The sequence below is a fragment of the Varibaculum massiliense genome (assembly GCF_900106855.1).
Lineage (GTDB): Bacteria > Actinomycetota > Actinomycetes > Actinomycetales > Actinomycetaceae > Varibaculum > Varibaculum massiliense.
Map to the genome: position 1 here is coordinate 2,009,975 of NZ_FNWI01000004.1, position 19,914 is coordinate 2,029,888.

A 19,914-nucleotide genomic window follows, 5' to 3' on the forward strand; every position below is an offset into this window, starting at 1 on the left:
TTGCTATCTACTATTTTTTTAGTTAACAGCTGATAAATCAAGGGTTTTGACAGCTCAGAGTGGATAATTCGCGTGCAACGTGTCACAAAAGAAAGAAATTTTAGCAAGGTTTAGTAAAAGTAGCCAATTGTATGGCTAAACCTTTACCGTCCTTGACCAGGATTCCTCGTCCAGGAATTAGCCCCACTTGGTCGGGAAGTGCCTGGCAATCAATGCCTTTTACGAAGGGGCGACATTGCGGCGCGCTACCTAAAACTAGCAAAACTGCCCGCTGTCGCAGTTCAGCCAGCGGACCGGAAAAAGTTGTTTGCAGCACCTGGGGACTGACACTCGCCAGCACCAGGGTTTTTTCTGCTCTTGCTCCCTCGGTATCCAGATCGGAGGCTGTATCCAGTACCGGGAAATCAGGGGACTGCCCGGAATATGTGAGTAAATGGTTCAAGCGGGGATCAGGAGCGTTTAAGTCTTCCAGCACTTGATGGTGAGGCAGGAAACCGCTGAGTAGCTGCGCAGCATCGCTCTTCCCGCTGCCATTTTCCCCGATGATTAACCAATCGCGCTGCAAATCGGATTCCTCTATTCTTATTGCTCCCGACAATCCCCGGGCAAAAATTCTTGGGAACTGACTTGTTATTGCAGCCGGTGGGAGTAAAAAACGATTGGGGAGGGCGTGCAGGCAGAGACGGGGAGCTTTTAAGAAACGTTCAGGTTGAGGGGGTGGGGGATTGGCTGCCCGAAACGGGGTGGCTTCTCGACTTGGAGAATATACAAAAACTCCCGGACCGCTAATCTGTTCCAAAGCCTGCGGGGTGAAACCGGCTTGCGCCGCCTGTACACTATCGCGTATCCCGCCCACTATCTGGGTTTTTAGCCCTTGGAATAGGCGGGAGGACGCTCCCGATGGTCCGGACACTATCAGCAGGGAAAACCCGAGTGCTTCACTTTGCCGGCACACCCCCGCCAGGAGATCATTACCGGCGAGCGGTCCGTAGGCGCGTTCTAAGGCATCAAGGCTGTCCTCGCAATCATCAATAATCAAGGTTCCAGCTAGCTGACCGGCGCTGGCGCGTTTTAGTACCTCCAGGATTACTTGCGGAGTACTAGCGATAGTTCCCGGCCAAGTTTTTTCATGTTGATCCTCAAAAGAAGGTCCGAAAAACTGGCGGGTAGAACGGCAGATAACATGGACTTCTTGCCCCTTATTGACCAGCTGTAACGCCAGCATCAAAGCTAAGGAAGTCCTACCAGACCCCACCGATCCCACCAGATGCACAGAAAATGGTAACCGCAGAGCAAGGGGAGCGATTTTCTGGCGGCGTGGATAATCTCCCAGCCCTAAAACTACTTTTCCCATTTCCCCTGGCAGCTGTGATAACTCAATCCGAGGGGGAAGCGGGGGAGCCCAAGGTAAATGAGGAAGGAAAGTAGGTTTCCAAGTCGCTTGACACATCTGAGAAAGCCATTCTGCTTGACTTTCCTGTGGAATCCAGGCAAATTGCGCCAGTTTTCCGCCGGCATCAGTGGCTGATTTTATCCAGGCCCGCCCGGGAACTGCCGGCAGCCCTGCGCAGCGACCATCACCTATTACATCGCAGGAATCAGCTGCCTCTAACACCCGCAAACAAATCCGCAAAGCCATATTCGACTTGATTTGTCCATCAACGATACCCGCGGGACGTTGGGTAGCTAAAACTAAATGAATTCCCAGCGAGCGCCCTAAAGTAGCTAGCCGAATTAAAGAATCAAGTAAATCCGGATGATCGGTAGCCAGCACTCGGAACTCATCTACCACCACCACAATCCGCGGATGCTGACGGCTCTTATGCTGCTCCCGGTACTTAATCTCGGCGTTTAAAGACAAAATTGCGCGCCTAGTCAGCGCCGGCTCCAGGTCGGTTAGTATCCCCAAAACGTGCGGCAAGGCTCGCAGCTTACTAAAGGCATCCCCGCCCTTATAATCCACCAGCACATATTGCAATTTGCTGGGTGGGTGAGAAAGCGCCATCGAAAGTAGCCAGGTAGTCAGCGCCGCCGATTTGCCCGCTCCCGTTGTCCCCGCTAGTAGGGCATGCGGTCCGTCCTTAATCAAGTCTAGATAGCAGATTTCCTGCGCATCTCGTGCCACCGGGGCTCGCAAAGATTGGGAATTTTTCCAACTTGCGGCGATCTTCGCACAAGGGTTGCCGGCGTTTAAGATATCTGCCCACAGCTGCTTAAAGGTAACTTTCTCGGCTATTTTTGTCTCTTCTAAAGGTCTGCAGGCATCAGCAAGGAGCTGGCACCAGAGCAGGCTGGGTAAATCGGCGTGACGAGTTACGCCACGATGAGCGGGTACTTGCACAATCCGATTCGCCCACACTACTGCCTCGCCTGGGGTGTCTGCCCAGGTAATACAAATATCTTTCTCGTTTGCCCTCGGTTTTTGTCTAGGGGAAACCACGATTATCCGGAGAGATTCTCGGCTATTTTCCAAGGACGCTAGCTCGGGGGCGCTCCCGAGTTTGAAAGCCTCCTCGCTCTGGCTTTGATTCATAGCGTTAGCGGCAACAGAAGTTTCATAACTGGCAGCTAAATCTGCTGGCTGCAGCGCAAATGCTAAGCGGTAGCGGGAGCCTTCTTGCCACGCCAGTTGCGCTGCCCACCACAGGGCACGCTCGCGGGCATGGGTGCCGGTAAAACAAATTTTATCCCCCGGGAGGGTGCGTACTACTTTATGGGGGCTGATCCAGGCTGCTACCTCTCTGCCCTGGGGGTTATTGGTTGCGGTAGAGTCAGGGGAGCGTTTTGGCTGGCTGGCCACCAGTAACAGTGTCGCGGGAGTTACCGGGCGAGGTCGGCGATACCACCAAATAATAAAAACCCCGGAAGCAACAGCCGCTAAAAGTATCAATCCCCAAATTCGGGGAATGCGCAGCAACGAAGTGAGATAGATCGGTAAGAAAATCAGCATGGGTAAGAATAGCCATTGTCGCCAAGAGGAAACTCCCGACCTTTGACGCGGGGCAGGTACGCTTAGACTGTGGGGTCGCGGAGAAACTTTTAAGACAGTGTTACCTGCGCGAATGCGTGAGGAAATGCCGATTTCTTGTTCCAGTCGCAACCGAGAAAATACCGTGGCGGTTTTGCCGCGAAAACTGCCATTGCGAGAACCTAGGTCCCGTACCCGGAGATTGCCCTGTTTTGCGATAAATAGCAAGTGGTCGCGTGAGACTTGCCTATCGCCGAGTTCTTGACGTCCGATAGTGCAATAGCTGCCTTTCAAAGGCAGTACCAAGCCGGCAGCCGGGCCGCGTTCTATCTGTAAATGACAGGGAGCTGCCAGGGCTTGGCGCACCGATTCCCAACTCACTCGGCTAACCTAGCTTTGAAGGTAGCGCGGATGCGAATGTCTCTGACTACGTTGTGGAAAACTTATAGGGGCGGGGATACTTTTCTTTTCTGGATGAAAATAAGGGAAAATGAAGCCATGGCGAGCGAATACGAGCAGGCATTAACGCAGGCACAAAAACAGTGGGAAGAGCTGGTAGATCAGATTAACCAGGCGCGGGTGCTCTACTATGACCTAGACCGCCCCACGCTTTCCGATGCCGCTTATGATCAGTTGTTTCGTCAGCTAGAGGAACTTGAGGGACGCTTTCCGCAGTTAATAAACCCCGATTCGCCTACTCAAACCGTAGGGGGGAGTGCGCAAAAAACTTTTTCTTCCGTTACCCATCTAGAGCGGATGGCTTCCCTCGATGACGTGTTCGATACCGAAGAAGTATCTGGTTGGTATCAGCGAATGGCACAGGCTACCGGGGAGAAAAACCCGCCGGTGAGCGCGGAAGTAAAAATTGATGGTTTGGCGGTTAACCTCACCTATCGGAATGGGAAACTTGCCATCGGGGCTACTCGCGGGGATGGCAGCGTAGGCGAGGATGTAACTGCCAATATTCGCACTATCGCTAATATCCCCCAAACGCTCAGCGGAAAGGTTGTACCCGAACTTTGTGAAATTCGGGGGGAAATTTATTTCCCGCTCGCAGATTTTAATCAATTAAATGAGCAGCGTAGCGCCCAATGGGAGGAATATAGCGAAGCTAAAAAAGCCGGGGAACTTGCCGCTTGGCGTGCGCAGCGGCAAAAAGCAGGACTGTCTAGCAAAGTGGAGCCGCCTTTTGTTAATCCCCGTAATGCGGCGGCCGGGTCTTTGCGGCAAAAGGACGCCCGGGTAACTGCCACTCGCCCTCTAGCTTTGATTGCGCATGGAATCGGGAGGGTGCAATGGCAAGCAGCAGATTTAGCTGCTGGTTTCACCCCGCCAAGCTCCCAGATTCAGTGGTACCACCAGCTTCGCCAGTGGGGACTGCCGGTCAGCGAATATACTGCTCGGTTGCGCGGTCTGGATAAAATCCAAGAATATATTGCCCATACCGGTAAAATCCGACCCGAGATTAGCCACGAAATCGATGGGGTGGTCTTAAAAATCGATGACCTGAAAACCCAGGGGGAACTGGGGTTTACCGCCCGCGCGCCGCGCTGGGCAGTCGCCTATAAGTTCCCGCCCCAAGAAGTTCACACCAAACTACTGGATATCCGGGTAGGGGTGGGGCGTACTGGCAGGATAACCCCCTACGGGGTAATGGAAAAAGTGCTGGTAGATGGGTCTAATGTGGAGCGGGCTACCCTCCATAATCCCTTTGAGGTGCGCCGCAAAGGCGTAAAAATCGGGGACACCGTAGTGCTGCGTAAAGCGGGGGATGTGATCCCCGAAATCGTTTGCCCGGTTGTGGATTTGCGGGACGGCAGCGAACAAGACTGGCAAATGCCTAAGCAGTGTCCTTCCTGCGGCAGCGAGATTCGCCCCGAAAAGGAAGGTGACAAGGATTTGCGTTGCCCCAACCAGCGTCATTGCCCGGAACAGATTAAAGAACGGGTCATTTTCTTAGCTTCGCGCGGCGCCCTCGATATTGAAGGATTGGGGGAACAGTCAGCGGCAGCACTCACCATGCCCGAGACGGAGCGGGAACAGGCGGCTCTCGCCCTCACCCAAGGGGCAGCGATAATGGTGGGGGGAAAGTTTCTTTATTGTTCCGAGACTGACCCAGCAGCTACCACGCCATCGGAAGCAGCCAAGTCCATACTGCCGGAGCCAGCTTCCCCAGCGCTCCCGCTAGAGGCCGGGGTATTCGATTTAGATGCTGAACAGCTGCTAAAGGTAAGAACCTGGAATCTAAAGCAGGTAACCAAAGCTGACCGGGAGGCACTCAAAGCCCAGCTAGTAGCAGCCGGAAAGAGCGAAAAAGAGGCAGCAGCCCAGAGTCGCCAGCTATTGCGAGGGGGAGAAATCTGGAGCTATAGCGCCTATTTTGGAACTGGAGACCCAGGGGCAGCCGCCTTGGGAGCACGGGGAAAGCTGCTGCTCGAGGAGCTAGAAAAAGCGAAAACCCAGCCGCTGTGGCGGATTCTAGTGGCACTTTCGATTAGGCATCTAGGTCCCCAAGCCTCCCGCACCTTAGCGGCGCGTTTTGGCTCCTTGCAGGCGATTGCTAGCGCCAGTGAAAGTGAACTAACTAGCGTAGACGATATTGGAGCAGAAATCGCTTCCTCCATAAAAAACTGGTTCGCTATTGACTGGCATCAAGAGATTGTGTCTGCTTGGGAAAAAGCTGGGGTGGTGATGCACGATGAGGGCGCCGTTAACGCTGCACAAACCCTGCTCGGCCTAAACGTGGTGGTTTCGGGACGGGTAGAAGGCTATACCCGGGACGAAGCTAAAGAAGCGGTTATGCGGGCAGGCGGAAAATCCGCGTCCTCGGTATCAAAAAAGACTGACCTGTTGGTTTATGGTGAAAAGGCCGGTTCAAAACTAAAGAAAGCCCGTGAGCTTGGGGTCGCCTGCTTGCCGCAAAAGTATTTCGCGCAGCTTTTAGAGGAGGGATTAACGGACACTCTCGCCCAAGCTGAATCGGGAGGCAGGGCAGAAAACGGGAAAGTTAGCGGGCAAGAAAAAACCGCCCCCAACGCGTCCTCACCGCAAAAAAACCCAGACCATGGGGAAGAAAAACTCGTTAAGAGCGCCGATAGCCTTTTCTAGCGCGTATTCCGCAAAGCGCAGCGGCTACGCGCTAGAGTTATTACCATGTTCAGGATCCCGAAGAAAACGATCCCGCCGCTGCTGCGTGGCTTGAAAATCGTAGGTGCGGTGATTGCGACTTTACAGGCCATCACGGTTACGGTCATCGTATCGATTGACCAGCTACGCAAGTTGCGGCAAACCGGCAAACCCGGTGGATACCCCCAAATTAATAATGACCCTATTCGCGTGGATCGTTCGCGGCTAAAAATCTATACGGACGGGGAAAACCTCTACCGCGACATGCTGGCCGCTATTGAGGGCGCGAAAGAGCGGGTCTTTTTTGAAACTTTTATTTGGAAATCCGACGAAATTGGGCAGCAATTCAAAGATGCCCTGATTAGGGCGGCTGAACGCGGAGCCGAGGTTTACATTATATGGGACCACTTCGGGAACCTGGTGGTTAGCCCGCGTTTCTTCCGTTTCCCCCGCCTAAAAAATCTGCATGTCCTGCGGTATTCGCTGAAACATACTGCCCGTGACCACCGTAAAATCCTGGTCGTGGACTCCAAAGTGGGATTCGTGGGCGGATACAACATCGGCTCCTACTACCTGGAAAACCAGTGGCGTGATACTCACCTGCGGATTAGCGGCTCCAACGTGTGGGAATTAGAGAGTGCCTTCCTGGATTTTTGGAACTATGCCCAAAAGTGGCATTTGCGCTTAAAGAAAGTGCGAGATCCGCGCGCCAAATCTTGGAATTCAAAAATCCAAGCCTGCGTTAACGACCCCAAACGCCTGCTATTCCCAGTACGCGGAATGTATGTGAACGCCCTAGATAGAGCACAAGAATCCGCCTATATTACCTCAGCTTATTTCGTTCCCGATCGGGTAATTCAACGTTCCCTGATTGATGCTGCCCGCCGGGGAGTTGATGTAAAAGTACTGGTACCGGCAAAATCAAACCATATAATTGCGGACTGGATTTCCCGATCCTACCTAACTGACCTGCTCGATAACCAGGTGGAACTGTGGCTGTACGACAATGTGATGATTCACGCCAAGACCGCCGTTATTGATGGATACTGGTCAACTATCGGTACGGCAAATATCGACCGGTTATCGATGACCGGCAACCACGAAATAAATATGTCAATCACTTCCCGGCCGCTTGCAGCGAATATGGAGAATATCTTCTTTACCGACCTATTAAACGCCCGCCAGATTAGCCGCCACGAATGGAATCAGCGTCCCATTATTAACCGGATAGTAGAGAGGCTTTTACGCCCCCTAGCTTTCTTTGTCTAGACGCGCCGCACCGCGGGTTCCCCGCCTAATATGACCGGGAGTGCCTCGGGCATTAGACTGGGGAACATGTCGACAATTGATAGGGATGAAGTTGCGCGCGTTGCCGCTTTGGCACGCATCGCACTCACTGATGAAGAAATAAACCAGTTCGCGGGGGAGCTGGGGCAGATTGCGGCGGCGGTCGCCACCGTATCCGAGGCCGTAGGTCCCGATACTAAAGCCACCTCCCACCCGATTGAGATGAGCAATGTGCTCCGCCCGGACATTCCCGGTGAATGCCTTGACCGGGAGGAACTATTAGCCGGAGCGCCTCTGGCCGAGGACGGTCAGTTCCGGGTACCGCAAATCATTGGGGAGGAGTAACCGTGGAAGACTTTTTGAAACTCTCAGCCCTGCAGCTAGCAGAAAAGCTGCGTGGTGGGGAACTGACTTCCGAGCAGCTAACCCAGGCATGTTTGGACAGGATTGAACAGTTAAACCCCAAGCTAAACGTATTTGTGCATTTAGATCCGGAGGGCGCGCTCGAGACTGCCCGCCGCGTAGATAAGGCTCGCCAGGGCGGAGAAGAGCTGCATCCCCTGGCAGGAGTGCCGATTGCCTTGAAAGACAATATGGTTACCCGCGGGCAGGAAACTACTTGTGCCTCAAAGATTTTGGCTGGTTGGAAACCTCCCTACGATGCCACGGTAGTTACCAAAATCAAGGATGCGGGGTTGCCGATTATCGGTAAAACCAATATGGACGAGTTTGCGATGGGGTCGTCTACTGAACATTCTGCTTTCGGTCCTACTCACAACCCCTGGGATTCTACCCGGATTCCCGGCGGCTCCGGGGGAGGCTCGGCCTCGGCAGTAGCCTCCTTTATGGTGCCTTTAGCTTTAGGTTCCGATACTGGCGGCTCGATTCGCCAGCCCGGTGCGGTCACTGGCACCGTAGGCGCCAAACCCACTTATGGTGCAGTTTCGCGTTATGGTTTGGTCGCTATGGCTTCCTCTCTAGATCAGATTGGTCCGGTGACCCGTACGGTTGCGGATGCCGCAGCGCTGCAGGAACTAGTGGGCGGGCATGATCCTTTTGACTCCACCTCCCTAGATGAGCCGGTTCCGGCTTTGCTAGAGGCCGTTAAGGAATATCAAGGTAAAACTGACCTGTCTGGGCTGCGCCTGGGGGTAGTTAAACAGGCTGGGGGAGACGGCTACGAAGAGGACGTTACCCGTGCCTTTAACGATACGGTTGCGGCTTTGAAAGAGCGGGGAGCTACGGTTACCGAAATCGATATGCCCTCCTTCAAATATGCTTTGGCTGCCTACTATTTGATTATGCCGGCGGAAGTTTCTTCTAACTTGGCGCGCTTTGACGGTATCCGTTTCGGAATCCGGGTTGAGCCGACCTCCGGGCCGGTAACTGCGGAAACCGTAATGGCTGCCACCCGGGAAGCAGGTTTCGGGGCAGAAGTTAAACGCCGGATTATTCTGGGGACTCACGTGTTATCTGCCGGATATTTTGATGCTTACTACGGTAGCGCCCAAAAGGTGCGCACTTTGGTGCAAGAAGACTATGCCAAGGCGTTCTCGCAGGTAGATGCATTAGTATTGCCTACTTCGCCCACCGTAGCTTTCAAGCTGGGGGAAAAGATTGGCGACCCGCTGACCATGTATAACTGCGATATTGCCACTATCCCTGCGAATCTAGCGGGGATTCCGGCGATTAGCGTGCCGATTGGGCTGGATCATCAAGGATTGCCGATTGGGTTCCAGGTGATGGCGCCGCAGCGCGCCGACGCCCTCATGTATCAGGTAGCCCAAGCCGCAGTTGATGCCTGCGGCACCGACGTTCCGGCTGCTTGCCCGGTGAAGTAGAGGAGAAGCAATGAGCGACTTAATGAAATACGAAGATGCAGTAGCCGAGTTTGATCCGGTATTGGGGCTGGAAGTCCACGTCGAGCTGGGTACCAAAACCAAGATGTTCGATAGTGCCCCAAACTCTTCGCTAGGCGAACCCAACACCCGGGTAACCCCGGTTTCAGTGGGTCTGCCCGGCTCCCTGCCGGTAGCTAACGAGCGGGCGGTGGAATACGCGATTAAGATTGGCCTGGCCCTCAACTGCGAGATTGCCCCCTTCTGCCGGTTCGCGCGCAAAAACTACTTCTATCCCGACCTGGCGAAGGCCTACCAGATTTCCCAATTCGATGAGCCTATCGCCCATGACGGGTACGTAGATGTAGAACTTGATGATGGGGAAATCTTCCGGGTCAATATTGAACGCGCCCATATGGAAGAGGACGCCGGGAAGAACACCCATATTGGGGGAGATGCCGGACGTATCCAAGGCGCCGCCTATTCCCTGGTGGACTACAACCGCGCCGGGGTACCGCTGGTAGAAATCGTTTCGCGTCCTATCGAGGGTGCTGGCGCGAAAACCCCGCAGGTAGCTGCGGCTTATGTGCGTACTCTGCGCGATATTTTCCGGGCGTTAGAGGTTTCCGAGGCACGGATGGAACGCGGAAACGTGCGCGCCGATGTGAACGTATCTTTGCGACCCAGTCCCGATGCTCCCTTGGGAACCCGCACTGAAACTAAGAACGTGAACTCGTTCAAAGCGATCGAAAAAACGGTTACCTACGAGATTCGCCGCCAGGCAAAGATACTCTCTGAAGGCGGCAAAGTAATCCAGGAAACTCGTCACTGGCACGAGGACACTTCCTCTACCTCTGCTGGGCGCGAAAAATCGGATGCCGAAGATTACCGTTACTTCCCGGAACCGGATCTAGTGCCGGTAGCCCCCGCGAAAGAATGGGTAGAGGAGCTGCGTGCCAATCTGCCGGAACTGCCGGTAGCCCGGCGCCGCCGTCTGCGCGAAGAATACGGTTTTTCCGATATGGAAATGCGGGATGTAGTAAACGCCGATGCTTTGGACATTATCGAGGCCACTGTCGCCGCGGGTGCCGCGCCCCAGGCCGCGCGTAAATGGTGGATGGGGGAAATCTCCCGGATAGCCAAAGAAAAGAACCTGGAGCTAGAACAGGTAGCAGCCACTCCTTCCGATGTAGCGCAGCTACAAGACCTGGTAGACCAGGGTAAACTCAACGATAAGTTGGCGCGCAAGGTGATTGCCGGGGTACTTGAAGGTGAAGGCACCCCCGCCGAAGTGATGAAAGCGCGGGGACTAGAAATCGTGCGGGACACCGCTGCTCTACAGGCAGCTGTCGCCCAGGTGATTGCGGATAACCCGAAAGTGGTGGAGCAAATCAAAGGCGGGAAAGTCAAGGCGATTGGCGCCCTCATGGGGGGAGTTATGCGTGCCACCAAGGGGCAGGCAGATGCCGGTGAAGCTCGGGAAATGATTCTTAAGCAAATCAACGGCTAGTTTCTTCACTTAGCTAGATCAGGCGCGGGGGATAGATTTTTCCTCCTGCCCAAGAATTCGGAAAACGTAGCGACGTTTTCCGAATTCTTATGCCCACCGCACCCACTCGGATAAAATCTCTCCCCCGCGCTACAACGGCAAACGCGACCGTGATTTTTGGACTATATGAGGCTTGTCTCCCGCGGTATCCCCACTTTACAAGGCATGGTAACTGGCGTAAATATCCTGCACATGAAACGCAACCGCGCGAGGGCGGATTTATGCCGATCAGGCTAGGCGGGCGTAAAACTCGCAAAAGACTCCAGTCTTTTGCGAGTTTTTGGGCGGGAGGCTAAATCCGCCCTCGTGCGTACGTATCTACACGGAGTTTGGCGGGAGGAAAAATCTCTCCTTCGCATAGAAATCTGCCCTCTCGCCTTCGGGAACTCGACTGCTACTGGGCGATTGCTGTTAGGGCCTGTTGGTAGACTTGCTGGTCTTCAGGGCTAAAGCAGCAGATAATCACGGATTTTAGGGTGGAGGGGGAGGCTGCGAAGTCTTTGATTTCTCCCATTGCGATCTGGGCGGCCTGCTCTATGGGGAAGCGGTATACCCCGGTGGAAATCGAGGGGAAGGCAATGGAGTGGCAATGATTTTCCGCGGCTAGATGCAGGCAGTTGCGCCAGCAGGTCGCCAGGAGCTCGGCTTCCCGGCTGCCTCCGCCATGCCAAACCGGGCCGGGAGTATGAATCACGTGCTTGGCAGGCAGGTTGTAGCCCCCGGTAATCTTGGCTTGCCCGGTGCGCGCCCCACCCAGGGTGCGACATTCTTGCAGCAGCCCGGGACCAGCTGTGCGGTGGATAGCGCCGTCTACGCCGCCTCCTCCCAAGAGGGAAGTATTAGCTGCGTTTACAATCGCGTCTACTTCCAAGATAGTGATATCGGATAGAATTACCTCTACCTGCAGTTTTCCTAGTTGCATTTCATTAGTCCATTATCTTTAATCGAGCAGTACCCAAAGGGATTCTTTTCTAGATAGCGTTGATGATATTCCTCAGCCGGGTAAAATACGGGAAGCTGAGTGGCAGTCGAGATTTCGGTGACGGGCTCGGCGCCGTAGAGGGTTTGAATTTTGGGAGAGAGCTCCAACAACACCGCCCGTGCCTCATTTTCTTGAGTAAGGCTAGTGGGGAAAATCTGGGAGCGGTATTGGGAACCTATATCGGCGCCCTGACGGTTACGGGTGGTGGGATTATGGTGGGAGAAAAATATCTTTAGCAGCTGACGGTAGCCGACCTGCTCTGGGTTGAAATCTACCCGCACGGTTTCCGCATGCCCGGTAGCATCGGTACAAACCTGCTGGTAACTGGGATTCTCGGTATTTCCTCCCATATAGCCGACCGCAGTTTGTATTACCCCGGGGATCCCTGCGAAAAGGCGTTCGGCTCCCCAAAAGCAGCCCATTGCAAAATAAGCGGTTTCGGTGTTTCCCATGGCTTCAGTATAGAGGGCGAGAAGATACTACTTTCGGTAGAAGGCAGGTAGTTACTCCAAGAAATCGTCAGTGACCGGAACTAGCTGCGGATATTTAGGGCTGCGACCGTCTCCAGAGGAACGTCCTCGAGAATGGCGTGTTACCCATGGCCATAAATGATCCTTTACCCAGGCGATATTTTCTGAGGCGGCAAAGCGGTCTTTTCCGGCAGGAGCCGGGGTTTGATAGTCAGCATCTACTATGGGTTGCCCTAAAGCCTCCAGGGCGGCGTTCATCATTATTTGATGACCTTCCCCGGTTAAATGTAAACGATCAGGTGCCCATATAGCAGTATCATTGAGCGAGCGTAGCCCCCATTGATCCATCACATAGCAGCCGTGACGGCGCGCAATCGACCAGAGATTAGAGTTGAAGATCGCCACCGTGGGGCGGGTAAGTTCCAGTACCGGGGAGTGGCGCGGCGCATAGTGGGCGCAAAGTAACACTTCAATCCCGTGTGCGCGTACCTTGACCACCATTTCTTCTAACAGCTCCGTCACTTTATCGGCAGAGGATCCGGGACGAATCATGTCGTTACCGCCGGCGATAATCGACATTAGTGCCGGTTTCATCGCGATGGCGGCATCCAATTGTTCCCGGTTTACTTGTCCAATGAGTTTTCCTCGTATGGCCAGGTTAGCGTATTTTAGGGGCTCTTGGCCGGCAGCTATTCGGCGTCGAGAAATCTCCATCGCCAAGCGGTCAGCCCATCCCACATAAAGTGGGTCATCGCTGCCGTCTTCTAGGGCATCGGTCATTCCCTCGGTGAAAGAATCTCCAATCGCTACAAAGCTGTCCCAAGGGGGAACAACTGGAGCTGCTGCTGCATCTTCCTTATCAGTTGTACTCACGCCTCCACCCTAAACGCCAAGAAAACTATCTGCAACGGTTACGTAGAACCCGAAAATGAGCATTAGCCCGTAAGGGCTGGCGCGGGGAGGTTGCGAACGCGGGTTGAGCGTTCGCCCGCGCCAGTGGTTTTCGGGGGCTGTGCTCCGAAAACCCTTGCTGGTGCGTAGCACCGCCGATTCCCGCTAGCTCCACCGTGACGAACCCGAACGGTGCGAAAACCGTTCGGGTTTTCGTATTAGTGAGGGTGAGGAAACGGTGCGCAACACGAAGTGTTGCTAGCACGGTGAGTCCGAACGGTGAAAAAGCCGTTTGGGCTTTTTTATTAGTGAGGACGACGAAATCGTGCGTAATCCCGTCAGGGATTACTGGCACAAAGACGATGAACGGTGAAGAAACTTGTTTCTTCATTAGTGAATCGGAGGAAGTTGTGCGCAACACCTAAGTGTTGCTTGCACTTCGTTGGCGCAACACGAAGAGTTGCTAGCGCGGCGAACCCGAACGGTGCGAAAACCGTTCGGGTTTTCGGTATTAACCCAAAATGCGTGAGGCATGTCAGATTATTGACACCAGGGTAGGAACATGTTTTAATCAATTATTAAATCGAATGATTGAATAACTGTTGGTTAGAGTCCGCCAACGCACCTCAACCACTCTTTGCTCGGATGTGGTGCGACCAAAATTAAGAAAGAAAGTCGTGGTTATGAGCTTTAACATACGAAAAACATTTTCTAGTCTCATTGTCAGCGTAGCAATGATCTGTTCGCTGGCCGGCTGCGGCGCTCTGGGAGGGAGCTCTTCTGCCTCTAAATCGGATCAGGCAACAACATCCGCGTCCCAAGGCGTAACTATCACGGATGTTACAGGCAATACTGTTAAATTGAAGAAACCGCTTGAGAAGGCGGCTATTCAATTGTCGGGCTCGGGCGGACCTTTTTTGACGATGGCGGCTCTCGACCGAGACAACTACACTTCTAAGATTGGCGCAATGGACAAGGGACTGGAATCTAACCGCCAAGACCTCTGGTCACTCTTAGTCAAGGCCAACCCGGAGTTAGCTGATATCCCGAAAATTGGTGATGCGACAAAGGATCAGCTCACCGCCGAGCAATTGCTGGCGGATGGTGTCGATGGAATTATCGCTCCTGTTACCCAAAAAGCAAAGATGGACGTTATCGCTGATAAATCAGGGTTGCCAGTTATCTACATTGATTATCATGGGCAAGACCTGAAAAACCACATCAAATCCACGAAGATTATCGCGGAGGCAACCGGCCTAACTAAGAACGAAAAAGCAATCACAAAGTTCTATTCTGACATCGTCGGTGACATAGAAAAGCGTGCTGCGAAACTTAAAAAATCTGAATCAGTGTATTTTGAAACTTCGTCGGGTGGGCCAAAGGAATTTGGAAACACCTATGGCTCAGGAACGATGTGGGGTGCAATCCTCGAGGATGTTGGCGCCGATAACATCGCAAAACAGTTTCTCGATGCAAAAGATGCGCAACCGCTTTCCGCTGAACAAGTGCTGGTAAGTAACCCAGACAAAATTATCTTCTCGGGTTCCCTGTGGGCGGATCAGCCGGATTCAGTGAAGATGGGTTTCTCCGTGTCGAAGGAAGAAGCGCGGGCATCTATCGCCCCCTTCCTGGAACGTGACGGCTGGGACAAACTAAAGGCAGTAAAGAACAAAGAGATATACGCGATCGGCCATCCGCTGACCCGTGACATGCTTGACTTTTACTCCTACGCAAGACTTGCCAAACTGTTCCATCCAAAAGAATTCGATGATCTCGATCCGGATGCGTTAATCAAGGAGTACTTCGACAAGTTCATGCCTATTAAGTACCAGGGGACATGGTTTATCAAGTATGAGTAGTGCGAAAGTGCGGCATCTTCCGCGCGGGCTGTGGATCGTACTTGCCGCTTTAGCGGTCATCGCTCTGTTTGGGGTTGACCTTTGTGTTGGCCCTGCGAAGATCACACTCTCGAATCTGGCCGTGGTGTTTGACCCTAATACAGTCGAGCATATTGCATTCTTCCGAATACGCATGCCCGCAGCTCTCATGGCAGTCGGGGTGGGCTTAAGTCTTGGGTTGGCCGGCGCGGTAATGCAAACAATATTGAACAACCCGCTGGCCTCTCCATTTACTCTCGGTGTTTCTTCCGCAGCGAGTTTGGGGGCGGCAATTGTATTTGTGATGGCAGTGCCGATGGTGTTCGTCACCGGTGGCGCGCTACTTGTGGCGCTCCTTTCGGTGTTCGTGATCTTCGCGGTGGGAAAGTACATTGCGATGAGCAACTCTTCGCTGGTACTCGCTGGTATTGCGCTGAATTTTCTATTCGACGCATTTTTGTCGTTGATTCAATACCGTGCCTCAGAAGAAAGCCTTTCGTATATTGTCTTCTGGACCATGGGTGGCCTCACTCGCGGCTCGTATACTCAAGGCTGGATAATGCTTTCAGTGTTCGTCATAGTATTTGCCGTGCTCTTGCGCAATGCATGGAATCTCACAGCGTTGAAGTTCGGTGAAGCACGTGCGGATGCGCTTGGGGTGCCAGTCCAACGAGTAAAAATTGTGTCGCTGATATCGGCATCAGTGCTCACAGCACTGGCGGTGAGTTTTTGCGGGAAAATTGGTTTTATCGGGCTGGCGGCGCCGCACTTGGCACGAAGGCTCGTGTCTGAGGATCAGCGATTCTATTTGACCGGTTCTGCGATTCTTGGCGCAATGATTCTGCTTTTCTCTTCGATTGTTTCCAAGCTGATTGTTCCCGGTGTGGTTGTGCCAATCGGCATCATCAGTTCCATTATCGGCATCCCATTCTTGGTGTATGCCCTAGTTAGCCAGCGGCGTCAACGATAGGTGTAGAACGTGATTAATGTCAGTGATTTCTCGTTTAACTATGGCAGTCGTCGAATCATCGATGGTATTAGTTTCCAGGCGAAACCTGGTCAGGTCACCGTATTTATGGGCCGCAATGGCGTTGGGAAAACCACGCTGATGAAGGCGATTGTGCATTCGAGCAGGGAGAAGCCACGCCCGGGCACGGCAAAGTCAATTGAGGCCGTCGGTACGATGTCATATCTCAACCAGCATACCGAGGCCGATTTGCCGTTTTCGGTGTTCGAGACAGTGTTGATAGGAAAGGTAGCGAAACTCGGGTTGCGGACTGCGCAACAGGATGTTGACGATGTTAACGAGATCTTAGACATGCTTGAACTGCAGCCCCTCAGGAACGTTGCCATCAGAAACCTCTCCGGCGGTCAACGTCAAAAGGTATTCATAGGTCAGGCAATGGTGAAAAACCCTGATGTCCTTCTTCTTGACGAACCTACGTCAGCACTCGATATAGAAAATCAGTACCGTATTCTGCAGCAGATAAAATCACTAACCGTGGCTCGGCACATCACAACTGTGGTTACCCTGCACCAGATCGACCTCATTGAGCGTTTTGCGGATCACATTGTCGTCCTCCACGAAGGCAAGATTTATGCGGAGGGCGCGCCCAACAAGGTTTTTACGAAGCAACTCTTCAGGGAAGTTTATACGGTGGACGCAATATTGGAGTCAGTTAAAGACCGGATCCTTTTCGGGTTCGACCTCTTGGACGACCCGCATATTTCGGCCACTCAGGAGCACACCTCCAAGTTTTGCCAAAATTAGCGTTAACCGAGCAAGTAACATGGCCAACCCTGGACAAAAATCATCACCTCGCCAAGTGCGTAACTTCTCCTTCTGGATAATCTGGCGCTCAACAAGGAAGTGAACACGAGCTAGTTTTCAACATGTTTGCCTGCCCGAAACGATGGTGATCCGTTCCGTATCGCTTTGGAATCAATACACCACCAGCAGTCAATGGCAGTTATCTGCTTCAGCCACGCCTGCCACGTCAGCAAACGCATGAGATGGTAATCAGATTCAATGATGCCGACTCGGATCTGGGTGATTAATGGGCTAATGCCCATTTGGGTATTAACCAGTATTAGCCCGAAATCATCAGGGCGGGGAATAAAAATATCTCACTACCTGGGGTAGTGAGATATTTTTTCCGGCAACACACCTAAAGCGCTGCTGCCAGGAAGTTAAACGCTAGAAAAGCGGTTACTTCTCCATGGAGTTAACCAGCTTCGCCAGTTTCGACTTGCGGTTAGCCGCCTGGTTACGGTGGATAATCTTCTTTTGCGCGGCGCGATCCAGTTTCTGGCTGACCACGCGCAATTCGGATTCTGCCAATTGGGCATCACCAGCTGCCACCGCTTCGCGGGTACGACGTACCAGCGTCTTGAGCTCGGACTTTACCGAGCGGTTACGCAAACGGCGCTTTTCGTTAGTACGAATACGCTTCTTCTGAGACTTAATATTTGCCAATTTTTCACTCTCTATGAGTACTAATATTCGGTCCAGAGGGCTGAGCCGGATTCGGACTGGCGTGTGGGGCACGCTGGCAAGAAACCGGCAAGACTAAAGCCGACCGGGGCTCAAGTCCGCGAATAAGTCTAACAGGCGCAGCGCCCCTAGCGTTAAAAAAACCAGTCGTGGTAATCAAATTCACTTCCCCAACCACCCGCGAAGCTAGTTACCCGGCATCCGCTAAGGCGAGTGCCGTCCTTACCCAAGTTATTAAAACGCCAACTTTCGATAGAAACGTCCAGAGCGTTCCTTAACGCCGCCCCTGATTAGGGTTGCGTCCGCGCAGCCGGTCCAGCTGCCGCCGTTCTTTTTTAGTAGGCCGCCCACTCCCGGCGTCGCGGCGTGGTAAAGCCGGCAGAGAAAGTTTCGGAAGTCGCTGCGGAGTTAGATCTTCGTAGGCTAAACGCGCTACCGGATAGCTCACCCTGCGCTCCAGTATCTGTTTTACCTGCAGTATGTGGTCAAAGCCCCCGATACGCACCACTACCTGGTCACCAAGACGCACCAGAGAAGAAGCCTTGGCGCTTTTCCCATTAATCTTCACGTGTCCGGCTTTACACGCCTTGGACGCTGCTGAGCGGGTTTTATATTTGCGTACCGCCCACACCCAGATGTCGGCACGCACTGAGACAGCGTTAGCGGTTCCAGTGGCTTTGCCCTGGCCGCGTTCTTCGGTTCCCATCTGGTTTCCGCCGCTCCTCAAGTCACTAAGTCCTAAATGTTCCGATTTTTACCGTAGTTTTCTATTTTTCATTTTAGAGGTTAGCGCTTCTACCCCCCCCGCCGCGGGCGCAAATGGCGTAACCTTAGAGGAGAGGATTATTGCCCCATAGGGGTGTTGAGGAAAGGAATAAATTGGTACCGAATCCAATTCCCGCTGCCAAGCTGCCCAATGGGCGGGTTCCTTTGAACATTTTGGAGCTTGCTCCGCTGTCCACCGGGATGACCCGCAAAGAGGCGCTGGACACTTCCCTAAATCTGGCGAAGAACGCTGACCGCTTGGGTTATACCCGACTGTGGGTGGCAGAACACCATGGGTCTCAAGTGTTTATGTGTTCAGCTTCGGCGGTTATCATCACCCGCGCTCTGGAAAACACTACCCGACTGCGGGTAGGTGCTGGCGGGGTCATGCTCCCCAACTGGGCTCCGCTAACGGTAGCGGAAACCTACGGAACGTTATATACCATCTACGATGGGCGGGTTGACCTGGGGTTAGGGCGCGCTCCCGGAACTGATCCGGCAACGGCCAGGGCGCTGCACCGAGGATCCAGTGAGCCCGCCTATTTCGAGGAAGACCTAGAGGAACTTGCCACCTATCTTTCGGATCAAAAGTCGGTGGTTCATTCCGGGGTAGTTTCGGGTGCGGAAGCCTCGATTCTGGGAATTGAAGTTATCGGTGTCGATCGGCCTTATACCCGGGTGCGCGCGATTCCTGGCGAGGGGACTGCTATTCCCATGTGGATGCTTTCTTCCTCCTCGGCGGGGGCAAAAGTAGCTGCTGACCTGGGAATGCCCTATGTGTTTGGTGGGCATTTCGCCCCCTATAACGTTGATGAAGCGGTTGAGATTTATCGGCGTGAGTTCAATGCCCAAGCCCCTACGGCTATGGTGGATCATCCCGTGGTGATGATGGGGATGAACGTGATGTGTAACGAGGACGAAGCGGAAGCCAAGTACCAGTTCACCACCACCCAACAGGTGCAAGGTAACGTGCTGTCGGGGCGTCCGGGTACACTCACTCCGCCTACAGATGATCTGGACGCTACTTTGGGTGAAAAACTAGCTAACCGGGTGCGGGCGCTGCCCTCTATTCACGCGGTAGGCACCCCGGAGCAGGTAGTCGAAAAGATGGATTGGGTTTCCCGCAAGTACATGGTGGACGAGATTATCACCGTTACTCACGCTTATGATCCCCAGGTACGGATTCACTCTCTAGAGCTGGTGGCCAAAGAATGGGGACTGCCGATTTTGCCGGAAAACGGCGAGGAAGAATCGGCGGAGCCAGCCTCCCAAAGCCCGGAACCGGAAGTGATAGAAATCGCCGAAGAGAAACCGGAAGAAAAACCGGCGCCACGAGCCACTACTCGGAATCGGTCTGCCGTTTACGGACCGGTGCATCGCAGCGAGCGCAAGAAGCCGGCACTCAAAGGGGCAGCCAGTTCTACAGGTAAAACTGCAGCTAGTGGCGCGAACGCGGAAAAAGCTCCCGTGAAGAAAGCGCCTGCCAATAAAACTACTGCCCGCAAGAAACCCGCCACCAGGAAACCGGCAGCGAAATCTGCTACCAAGGCAAAACCGGCGGCGAAAACTGCTGACAAAGCGGATTCACCCCCTGAAAAGGCATCGTCCGCAGCTAAGAGTACTGCTCGCACCCGTACACGGCGCAAACCCAGTGCTCGCAGTTAGCG

The 19,914-nt window shown here is 53.5% G+C and carries 15 protein-coding genes; 9 read left to right on the forward strand and 6 right to left on the reverse strand.

From position 1 onward, the window contains the following. Positions 1-100 precede the first annotated feature (100 nt). Positions 101-3,349 (reverse strand): FtsK/SpoIIIE domain-containing protein, encoded by a 3,249-nt coding sequence (locus BQ5456_RS08885; protein ID WP_071129659.1) that lies wholly within the window; start codon positions 3,347-3,349, stop codon positions 101-103. A 117-nt stretch (positions 3,350-3,466) separates the two neighbouring features. Between BQ5456_RS08885 and ligA the strand changes: the two genes are divergently transcribed. From ligA to gatB, 5 genes are all read left to right on the forward strand, one after another. After that, the gene (gene ligA, locus BQ5456_RS08890) at positions 3,467-6,076 is read left to right on the forward strand and encodes an NAD-dependent DNA ligase LigA (protein WP_083378526.1); all 2,610 of its coding nucleotides are present in this window, start codon (positions 3,467-3,469) and stop codon (positions 6,074-6,076) included. A gap of 45 nt (positions 6,077-6,121) precedes the next feature. Next, on the forward strand, positions 6,122-7,363 hold the full coding sequence (locus tag BQ5456_RS08895; RefSeq protein ID WP_071129661.1) for a phospholipase D-like domain-containing protein: 1,242 nt from the start codon (positions 6,122-6,124) through the stop codon (positions 7,361-7,363). Positions 7,364-7,429: 66 nt separating this feature from the next. Then, entirely contained in the window at positions 7,430-7,726 is a 297-nt protein-coding gene (gene gatC / locus BQ5456_RS08900) for an Asp-tRNA(Asn)/Glu-tRNA(Gln) amidotransferase subunit GatC (RefSeq protein ID WP_071129662.1), read from the forward strand. A gap of 2 nt (positions 7,727-7,728) precedes the next feature. Further along, positions 7,729-9,222 (forward strand): Asp-tRNA(Asn)/Glu-tRNA(Gln) amidotransferase subunit GatA, encoded by a 1,494-nt coding sequence (gene gatA / locus BQ5456_RS08905; RefSeq protein ID WP_071129663.1) that lies wholly within the window; start codon positions 7,729-7,731, stop codon positions 9,220-9,222. A gap of 10 nt (positions 9,223-9,232) precedes the next feature. Further along, positions 9,233-10,729, forward strand: a complete 1,497-nt coding sequence (gene gatB, locus BQ5456_RS08910) for an Asp-tRNA(Asn)/Glu-tRNA(Gln) amidotransferase subunit GatB (RefSeq protein WP_071129664.1) — start codon at positions 9,233-9,235, stop codon at positions 10,727-10,729. A gap of 433 nt (positions 10,730-11,162) precedes the next feature. Here gatB and BQ5456_RS08915 read toward each other — a convergent pair whose 3' ends face one another. Genes BQ5456_RS08915 through BQ5456_RS08925 form a run of 3 tightly spaced genes read right to left on the reverse strand, consistent with a single transcriptional unit; the run spans position 11,163 to position 13,093 of the window. Beyond that, positions 11,163-11,690, reverse strand: coding sequence for an O-acetyl-ADP-ribose deacetylase (locus tag BQ5456_RS08915; protein WP_071129665.1), 528 nt, complete (start codon positions 11,688-11,690; stop codon positions 11,163-11,165). Continuing rightward, positions 11,681-12,202, reverse strand: coding sequence for a peptide-methionine (S)-S-oxide reductase MsrA (msrA, locus tag BQ5456_RS08920; protein ID WP_071129666.1), 522 nt, complete (start codon positions 12,200-12,202; stop codon positions 11,681-11,683). The genes BQ5456_RS08915 and msrA overlap by 10 nt, the downstream gene beginning before the upstream one ends. 51 nt (positions 12,203-12,253) lie before the next feature. Then, positions 12,254-13,093 carry an SGNH/GDSL hydrolase family protein gene (locus tag BQ5456_RS08925; protein WP_071129667.1) on the reverse strand — a complete coding sequence of 280 codons (840 nt, stop codon included), beginning with the start codon at positions 13,091-13,093 and terminating at the stop codon, positions 12,254-12,256. Positions 13,094-13,794: 701 nt separating this feature from the next. On the opposite strand from BQ5456_RS08925, the gene BQ5456_RS08930 reads away from it, so the two are divergent. From BQ5456_RS08930 to BQ5456_RS08940, 3 genes are read left to right on the forward strand one after another with little or no spacing between them, the layout of a single operon-like run. Continuing rightward, the gene (locus BQ5456_RS08930) at positions 13,795-14,970 is read left to right on the forward strand and encodes an ABC transporter substrate-binding protein (protein ID WP_083378449.1); all 1,176 of its coding nucleotides are present in this window, start codon (positions 13,795-13,797) and stop codon (positions 14,968-14,970) included. Then, positions 14,963-15,958 carry a FecCD family ABC transporter permease gene (locus BQ5456_RS08935; protein ID WP_071129668.1) on the forward strand — a complete coding sequence of 332 codons (996 nt, stop codon included), beginning with the start codon at positions 14,963-14,965 and terminating at the stop codon, positions 15,956-15,958. The genes BQ5456_RS08930 and BQ5456_RS08935 overlap by 8 nt, the downstream gene beginning before the upstream one ends. Before the next feature lie 9 nt (positions 15,959-15,967). Next, positions 15,968-16,759: an ABC transporter ATP-binding protein gene (locus tag BQ5456_RS08940; RefSeq protein ID WP_071129669.1), complete on the forward strand. Its 792-nt coding sequence runs from the start codon at positions 15,968-15,970 to the stop codon at positions 16,757-16,759. Between the two features lie 438 nt (positions 16,760-17,197). Here the strand turns inward: BQ5456_RS08940 and rpsT are convergent, their stop codons facing one another. Beyond that, complete coding sequence (gene rpsT, locus BQ5456_RS08945; RefSeq protein WP_071129670.1) at positions 17,198-17,464, reverse strand: 30S ribosomal protein S20; 267 nt, start codon at positions 17,462-17,464, stop codon at positions 17,198-17,200. 292 nt (positions 17,465-17,756) lie between these two features. Continuing rightward, positions 17,757-18,188: an RNA-binding S4 domain-containing protein gene (locus BQ5456_RS08950; protein ID WP_071129671.1), complete on the reverse strand. Its 432-nt coding sequence runs from the start codon at positions 18,186-18,188 to the stop codon at positions 17,757-17,759. Between the two features lie 173 nt (positions 18,189-18,361). Between BQ5456_RS08950 and BQ5456_RS08955 the strand changes: the two genes are divergently transcribed. Further along, complete coding sequence (locus BQ5456_RS08955) at positions 18,362-19,912, forward strand: LLM class flavin-dependent oxidoreductase (RefSeq protein WP_071129672.1); 1,551 nt, start codon at positions 18,362-18,364, stop codon at positions 19,910-19,912. Positions 19,913-19,914 lie beyond the last annotated feature (2 nt).

Excerpts from the sequence above, each read along its gene's own strand:
- gatB (WP_071129664.1), top strand. The coding sequence starts at position 9,233 with ATGAGCGACTTAATGAAATACGAAGATGCAGTAGCCGAGTTTGATCCG.
- ligA (WP_083378526.1), top strand. The coding sequence starts at position 3,467 with ATGGCGAGCGAATACGAGCAGGCATTAACGCAGGCACAAAAACAGTGG.
- BQ5456_RS08930 (WP_083378449.1), top strand. The coding sequence starts at position 13,795 with ATGAGCTTTAACATACGAAAAACATTTTCTAGTCTCATTGTCAGCGTA.
- msrA (WP_071129666.1), bottom strand. The coding sequence starts at position 12,202 with ATGGGAAACACCGAAACCGCTTATTTTGCAATGGGCTGCTTTTGGGGA.
- BQ5456_RS08895 (WP_071129661.1), top strand. The coding sequence starts at position 6,122 with ATGTTCAGGATCCCGAAGAAAACGATCCCGCCGCTGCTGCGTGGCTTG.
- BQ5456_RS08950 (WP_071129671.1), bottom strand. The coding sequence starts at position 18,188 with ATGGGAACCGAAGAACGCGGCCAGGGCAAAGCCACTGGAACCGCTAAC.
- BQ5456_RS08935 (WP_071129668.1), top strand. The coding sequence starts at position 14,963 with ATGAGTAGTGCGAAAGTGCGGCATCTTCCGCGCGGGCTGTGGATCGTA.
- gatC (WP_071129662.1), top strand. The coding sequence starts at position 7,430 with ATGTCGACAATTGATAGGGATGAAGTTGCGCGCGTTGCCGCTTTGGCA.
- BQ5456_RS08915 (WP_071129665.1), bottom strand. The coding sequence starts at position 11,690 with ATGCAACTAGGAAAACTGCAGGTAGAGGTAATTCTATCCGATATCACT.